This window comes from Nocardioides sp., assembly GCF_031422975.1.
Lineage (GTDB): Bacteria > Actinomycetota > Actinomycetes > Propionibacteriales > Nocardioidaceae > Nocardioides.
In genome coordinates this window covers 1-6,625 of record NZ_JANPEO010000662.1, presented here as the reverse complement: position 1 = coordinate 6,625, position 6,625 = coordinate 1, and the positions used below count along the sequence as shown (strand labels likewise).

At 68.9% G+C, this 6,625-nt stretch carries 6 protein-coding genes and 1 tRNA gene; 2 read left to right on the top strand and 5 right to left on the bottom strand.

Annotated features, from left to right (window positions below; translation table 11 throughout):
- Positions 1-24: 24 nt before the first annotated feature.
- A complete protein-coding gene (locus RMO85_RS19590) occupies positions 25-798 on the top strand; it encodes a dioxygenase (RefSeq protein WP_397204415.1) in 774 nt (257 codons plus the stop codon).
- On the opposite strand, the gene RMO85_RS19585 is transcribed toward RMO85_RS19590, so the two are convergent.
- Positions 795-2,351: a succinic semialdehyde dehydrogenase gene (locus RMO85_RS19585; protein WP_310530387.1), complete on the bottom strand. Its 1,557-nt coding sequence runs from the start codon at positions 2,349-2,351 to the stop codon at positions 795-797. The genes RMO85_RS19590 and RMO85_RS19585 overlap by 4 nt on opposite strands.
- A 5-nt stretch (positions 2,352-2,356) precedes the next feature.
- Positions 2,357-4,018 carry a GMC family oxidoreductase N-terminal domain-containing protein gene (locus RMO85_RS19580; protein ID WP_310530386.1) on the bottom strand — a complete coding sequence of 554 codons (1,662 nt, stop codon included), beginning with the start codon at positions 4,016-4,018 and terminating at the stop codon, positions 2,357-2,359.
- 53 nt (positions 4,019-4,071) lie between these two features.
- On the opposite strand from RMO85_RS19580, the gene pdxY reads away from it, so the two are divergent.
- The gene (gene pdxY, locus RMO85_RS19575; RefSeq protein ID WP_310530385.1) at positions 4,072-4,914 is read left to right on the top strand and encodes a pyridoxal kinase PdxY; all 843 of its coding nucleotides are present in this window, start codon (positions 4,072-4,074) and stop codon (positions 4,912-4,914) included.
- Between the two features lie 7 nt (positions 4,915-4,921).
- Here the strand turns inward: pdxY and RMO85_RS19570 are convergent, their stop codons facing one another.
- From RMO85_RS19570 to RMO85_RS19560, 3 genes are all read right to left on the bottom strand, one after another.
- A complete protein-coding gene (locus tag RMO85_RS19570) occupies positions 4,922-5,815 on the bottom strand; it encodes a methyltransferase domain-containing protein (protein WP_310530384.1) in 894 nt (297 codons plus the stop codon).
- Positions 5,816-5,964: 149 nt separating this feature from the next.
- Positions 5,965-6,366, bottom strand: a complete 402-nt coding sequence (locus tag RMO85_RS19565) for an HNH endonuclease (protein WP_310530383.1) — start codon at positions 6,364-6,366, stop codon at positions 5,965-5,967.
- 31 nt (positions 6,367-6,397) lie between these two features.
- Positions 6,398-6,469 (bottom strand) — tRNA-Thr (locus RMO85_RS19560).
- Between the last annotated feature and the right edge of the window lie 156 nt (positions 6,470-6,625).

Genomic DNA, 6,625 nt, shown 5'->3' with positions numbered 1-6,625 from the left:
CCGTCTTTCAACTACTCTGCTGCCATGACCGACCGGATGCCCGCCCTGTACATCGGACACGGCGCACCGCCACTGCTCGACGACCCGGTGTGGTCGGGCCAGCTGGCAGCGCTGGCCCGCGACCTCCCCCGCCCGACGGCGATCCTGATCGTCAGCGCGCACTGGGAGTCTGCGCCGGTCAGCCTGAGCGCGAGCCACGCGCCGCTGGTCTACGACTTCGGCGGGTTCGCGCCGAAGTACTACCAGATGACCTACGAGACTCCCGATGCCGGCGCGCTCGCTGCGCGGGTCGCGGCGATGATGTCGAAGGACGAGCCCGTCCACCAGCACGCCAGCCGCGGGCTCGACCACGGAGCCTGGGTGCCCCTGAAGATCATGTATCCCCAGGCGGACATCCCGGTGCTGCAGATGTCGCTGCCCACGTCCGACCCCGTCAAGCTGATGCAGCTGGGCGAGCGCCTCAAGCCGCTGCGCGACGAGGGCGTCCTCATCATCGGCTCGGGCTTCCTCACCCACGGTCTCCCGTTCCTGACCGACTACCGCATCGACGCCGAGGCCCCGGGCTGGTCACGCGACTTCGACGCGTGGGCCGGCGAGGCGCTGGCGCGCGGCGACGTCGACGCACTGGCGGCGTACACCTCCCAGGCGCCCGGCATGCCGTACGCACACCCGACCGTGGAGCACTACACGCCACTGTTCGTCACCCTCGGCGCGGCGACCACGCCCGACGAGCCGGGGATCCAGGTCATCGACGGGTTCTGGATGGGGTTGTCGAAGCGGTCGCTCCAGGTCGCCTAGCGGCCGAGTCGGCGCATGATCTTCAGCGACGTGCGGGTCTGCTTGGCGTAGGCCTCGTAGGACTGCCCGGGCTGCGGTCCCAGCACCTGCTTCTTCAGCACGCCGACGTTCTGGCAGTCGGTGTACTTCAGCAGGCCCTGGTCCCCGTGACGGGCTCCCACCCCGGACTGCTTGACGCCACCGGACGGCGTGCCCTTGGACGCGTAGGCCGTCGCGAGGATGTCGTTGATGTTGACGTTGCCGGCCTCGATCCGCCGGGCGACGCCCATCGCGGCGCTCAGATCGGTCCCCCACACCGACGCGTTGAGGCCGTAGTCGGTGTCGTTGGCCAGGCGGATCGCCTCGTCCACGTCGGTGTAGCGGTGCAGGGCCACCACCGGGCCGAACGTCTCGCAGGACCCGGCGAGCATCTCGTCGGTGACGCCCTCGAGGATCGTCGGCGCGAAGAACGCGGGGCCCACGTCCGGCAGCGGCCGACCCCCGGTCAACACCCTCGCCCCCTTCGCGACCGCGTCGTCCACGTGCGCGCGCACCCGCTCCAGGTGGTCGACGGAGACGAGCGAGCCCAGCTCGGGGGTGTAGTCGTACGACGCCCCGACCACCATCGCCTCGGTCGCCTCCACGAAGCGCGCGCGGAACTCGTCGTAGAGCGAGTCATGGATGTACATCCGCTCGATGTGCATGCAGATCTGGCCGGTGTTGCCGAAGGCCGCGAACAGCGACGCCTTGACGACGTCGTCGAGGTCGGCGTCCGGCAGCACGATCATCGGGTTCTTGCCGCCGAGCTCGAGGCAGCAGCCGATCAGGTTGCGCCCGGCGCGCTCGCCGACGAGCCGCCCGGTCGCGGTCGAGCCGGTGAACATCACGTAGTTGGCGTGGTCGATCAGGGTGGGCCCGACGTCGGGACCCTCACCGCAGACCACCTGCATCAGTCCGGCGGGCAGCCCTGCCCTCTCGAGCAGCTCCACGCCGTACAGGCCGGAGAGCGCCGTCTTGTTGTCGGGCTTCACGACGACACCGTTGCCGGCGATGAGCGCGGGGATCGCGTCGGAGATGGAGGTGGCGAAGGGGAAGTTCCACGGCGCGATGATGCCGACCACGCCCTTGGGCTGGCGGATCTCGGTGGAGCCGGAGATCACCGGCACCGGGCCCGCATGCGCCTTGTCGGCGAGCAGCCTGGGCGCGCGGTGGATGTAGTGCGACGTCACCATCGGGATGTCGCAGGTCTCCTCGACGGCCATCCGGCGGTTCTTGCCCGACTCGGCCTGGATGATGTCGGCGAGCTGCTCCTGCGCATCGATCACCAGCGTGTGGAACCTCTTGAAGACCTTGAGACGCTTGCGCAGCGGCCACTGCGACCATTCCGTTTGTACGGCGCGGGCCCGGTCGAACGCGGCTGCGATGTCCGCCGGGGTCGACTGCGGCAGCTCGACGAGCACCTCACCGGTGTAGACCTCGGTCAGCTTCCAGGTGCCACCGCTGGTCGACGGCACGCGGCTGACGAGGCGTCGGAGGAGGTCGTCGGTCAAGCTGGCGGGACGCTGGACGGCCACGGGGTTCAACCCTTCTGCAAGATCAGCTCGGCGCACTTCTCGCCGATCATGATCGACGGTGCGTTGGTGTTGCCGCGGATGATCGTCGGCATGATGCTGGCGTCGGCCACTCGGAGCCCCTCGATGCCCCGCACCTTGAGCTCCGGGTCGACCACGGCGCGCTCGTCGACGCCCATCCGGCACGAGCCGACGGGGTGGTAGACCGTTGTCGCGCGGTTGCGGATCTCCTCGGTGAGGCGGTCCCCGGAGTAGGCCGGCCCGGGCTCGTACTCGGCTTTCACGTGGCTGGCGATCGAGGGGTGGTTCATCGTCTCGCGGATCATGTCGAGGCCTTCGCGCAGCACCGCCAGGTCATCCGGCTCGGCGAGGAACTGCGGATCGATCAGCGGCGCAACCGTCGGGTCGGCGCTGGCCAGGCGCAGGGTGCCCCGTGACTTCGGCTGGATCAGCGTCGAGAACACCGACCACGACGTCCGCTGGTCCGACTTCATCCGCACCGGCGCGTCCTGGTTGGGCGCCGGGTAGCTCCAGGGCAGGGCGAGCAGCTGCATGTCCGGGAGTCCGGCCGGCGCGTGCGACGTGCTGACGAAGGCTCCGGACTCGAAGACCGAGTGGGCCATGAAGGTGCGGCCCCTCTTCAGCTGCTCCTTGACGATGCCCTTGCCGAAGAAGAAGGCGTTGCCCTTGTTGGGCGAGTTGTCGACATGCCAGGTGGTCGGCACGAAGAGGTGGTCGTGGAGGTTGTCGCCGACGGGCAGGTCGGCGTGCACGGTGATGTCGAACTCGCCGAGGTGGTCGGGGTGGCCGATGCCGGAGAGCTGCAGGATGTGCGGCGAACCGTAGGCGCCGGCACTGACGATCACCTCCTTGGTGGCGCGGATCGTGCGCTTCGCACCATCGTGGATCACCTCGACGCCGGTCGCGCGGCCACCCTCGATCACGACCCGGGCGACGGTGGTGCCGGACTGCACGCTCAGCCCCGGCGAGCGGTTGTCGGTGACGTAGGCGCGGGACGCCGAGAAGCGGACGCCGCGGTGGGTGTTCTCCTGGATGACGTGCATGCCCGCCTGCTCGGCGCCGTTGTAGTCCGGCGTCTGCTCGACGCCGAGCGCCGCCTTGCCCGCCTCGACGAACGACGTGGCCGCGCCGGTGATGTGGTGGTTCTCGATCACCTGCACCGGGCCGCCGGAGCCGCGGTAGTCGCTGGCGCCGCCCTCCCAGTTCTCGAGCTTCTTGTACGTCGCCAGCACGTCGTCGTAGGACCACCCCTTGTTGCCCTCGTCGGCCCAGGAGTCGAAGTCGGCGCGATTGCCGCGGACGAAGATCATCCCGTTGACCGAGGACGAGCCGCCCATCAGCCGGCCGCGCGTCGCGGGCACGGTGCGATTGTTCAAGTTGGCTTGAGGGACGTGGTAGTAGCCCCAGTCGAACTTCGCCTTCAGCTTCGGGTCCGCGTGGATCATCGTGATCATGCCGGGCGTCTTGAACATCATCGACTTGTCCGAACCGCCCGCCTCGAGCAGCACCACGCTGTGACCGGCGTCGGCGAGGCGTCCCGCGACCGCGCACCCGGCGCTGCCGGCCCCCACCACGACGTACTCGGCCTCGTTGACCTGCGGCTGGGACTTGGCCATCTGGGATCCACCTATCGCTTGCTGGGCGAGCATCGTTGAAACTGTAACGCGTTCTAGTTATCGCGGGAAGGCTTAGCGTGAGCCACGTGAAGATCCTGTCCATCCAGTCCTCGGTCGCCTACGGCCACGTCGGCAACTCGGCGGCCGTCTTCCCCCTCCAGCGCCTCGGCCACGAGGTCTGGCCGGTGTTCACCGTGCACTTCTCCAACCACACGGGGTACGGCGCCTGGCGCGGCCCGCTCCTGGCGCCGGACGACGTGGCGGCAGTGATCACGGGCATCGCGGAGCGCGGCGTGCTGCCCTCCTGCGACGCCGTGCTGAGCGGCTACCAGGGAGGGAAGGGGATCGCCGAGGTGATCCTGTCGGCGGTCGAACAGGTCAAGGCGGCGAACCCCGCGGCGACATACACGTGCGACCCGGTGATGGGGAACGCGACGTCCGGGTGCTTCGTCGACCCCGCGATCCCGCCGATCATCCGCGAGCAGGTCGTGCCGAAGGCCGACGTCATCACGCCCAACCAGTTCGAGCTCGGGTTCCTCACCGACACGTCGCCGTTGACCCTCGAGGAGACGCTCGCCTCGGCCGATCTCGCGCGGGCGATGGGGCCCTCGACGATCCTGGTCACGTCCGTGCTCTTCGCCGCGGACACCATCGGGATGCTCGCCGTCAACGGCGACGGCGCGTGGCTGGTCGAGACGCCGCGCCTGCCGATGAAGGCCAACGGCTCGGGCGACATCACCGCGGCCCTGTTCACCGCGCACCTCCACGAGACCGGCTCCTCCGCCGAGGCACTCGCCCGCACCGCGTCGTCGGTCTACGCCGTCCTCAAGGACACCCTCGAGTCGGGCGAGCGCGAGCTGCGCCTGATCGCCGCGCAGGACGCGATCGCCAACCCGTCGTGCGAGTTCGAGGTCCGTCAGGTCCGGTGACGGTCGGTCACGGCAGCTGGAAGTGCCACACCACCAGGCAGACGCGGTCGTTGCGTACGGCGGCTGCAGCCGTCGCCACGAACGGATGCAGATCCCAGATGGACATGGGCTGACCGGGCTGAGGCAGCTCCGGCTCGGCCGCATACTCGCCCGCCGGCACGTCGGCCACGAGCTCTCGGCAGTCGCGGACCGTGAAGCCCGCACCCAGGGCGGCCCGGAGGAACTCGCCCGTCGAGTGGTCCCACTCCGAGACATAGCCGATCTCGCCCTGCGCGCCGTACTCCAGGAACGGCGAGAGCCGGGAGCCGAAGAAGTAGCCGGGCATCGAGCACAGGAGCAGGTGCCCTCCGGGACGCAGCACCCGCGCGGCCTCGGCGAACGCCGGCTCCAGGTCCTCGACGTGGTTGATGGCCAGCGCGCTGACGACCACGTCTGCACTGGCATCGGGGACCGGCATCGCCGCCACGTCTGCGAGCGCGAACTCCACCTCGGGGAGCTTGCTGCGAGCCAGGTCCAGCATCCCCGGCGACATGTCGAAGCCGCGGACGCGGTGTCCGCGCTCGGCCAGGTGACCGGCATAGCGGCCGGTGCCGCACATGGTGTCGATCGCGTCGCCGGGCGGCAGCGAGTCGAGGATCGGCAGGAGCACCGCCTCGTCCATGGCGAAGAACGGATTGCCGGGGCCGTCGTAGCGGGGCGCCCAGGAGTCGTACCCCGCGGACGTCGGCACGGGTTCGAGGTCGACGCCGCTGCCGAACTCCTCGGCCCGGTCGAGGAGTGCGCGGATCTCGTCGATGCGGGCCTGGGTGAAGTCGGCGTCGTGCTCGCCGGCGAAGGCGCGCATCAGCGCGATGCCTTCGAGGCCCAGGAGGTAGGCGAGCGGGTGCTGGTGGATGGTCATGCGTGTCTCGATTCGTGAGTGTGGGAGGGGACACGCCACCGGAGCAGCACCGACCGGGCTGCTCTGACGGGGCGTAGTGGCTCACTTCGCGTACACGCCGCGCAGCCTTGCACGGCCACCAACGGGGAACAACGGGTTATCGACCTTGCTCAGAAGGACTTGCCCTCCGCATATCGCTGCCGGCGCCATGCTCTGCCCTTGCCTCGATTGCGGGCCTTGAATGTCGGCAGCTGGGAATCGCAGTTGGGGCAGATCAATCGCAGGTTGGGCCGGGCGTTGTTGGTGGAGTCACCGTCGATGTGGTCGAGCACCAGGCGAAGCGGGAGTCGGTTCCATGTGGTGTCGCCACCACAGATGGCGCACACCCCGCCCTGATCCGCCAGGACGTAGGTCCGCATGTAGTGACCCTGGCCCGAGGCGGGGGTGCCGACACCGGTTGCGAGCCAGCGGGCCACGTTCTCCGCGCGCTCCAGGGCTCGCTGGCAGCGATTGCTGCAGAAGACCACCTGATGTCGCTTCGTGAGTTCGACACCGCATCCGAGACAACCCATGAGGGGAAAGTACGGCGGGGCACCGACAACGAGCCGCGTGAGAGATTCGAACTCTCGCAACCCAATTTACAAGATTGGTGCTCTACCCCTGAGCTAACGCGGCGTGCTGCGAGGCAGCGGCGCAATCCTAGACGGAGCGGCTGCGAGACTGACTGCATGACCCTGCTCGACGATCCGCATCACGACGGATCACCGGCCTACGTCGACAACGAGGCGCCCCGACTCGGCGACACCGTCACGGTCCGGATGCGCAGCCACA

Coding starts and splice junctions, on each gene's coding strand:
- RMO85_RS19590 (WP_397204415.1), top strand. CDS start 25: ATGACCGACCGGATGCCCGCCCTGTACATCGGACACGGCGCACCGCCA.
- RMO85_RS19580 (WP_310530386.1), bottom strand. CDS start 4,018: ATGCTCGCCCAGCAAGCGATAGGTGGATCCCAGATGGCCAAGTCCCAG.
- RMO85_RS19570 (WP_310530384.1), bottom strand. CDS start 5,815: ATGACCATCCACCAGCACCCGCTCGCCTACCTCCTGGGCCTCGAAGGC.
- RMO85_RS19565 (WP_310530383.1), bottom strand. CDS start 6,366: ATGGGTTGTCTCGGATGCGGTGTCGAACTCACGAAGCGACATCAGGTG.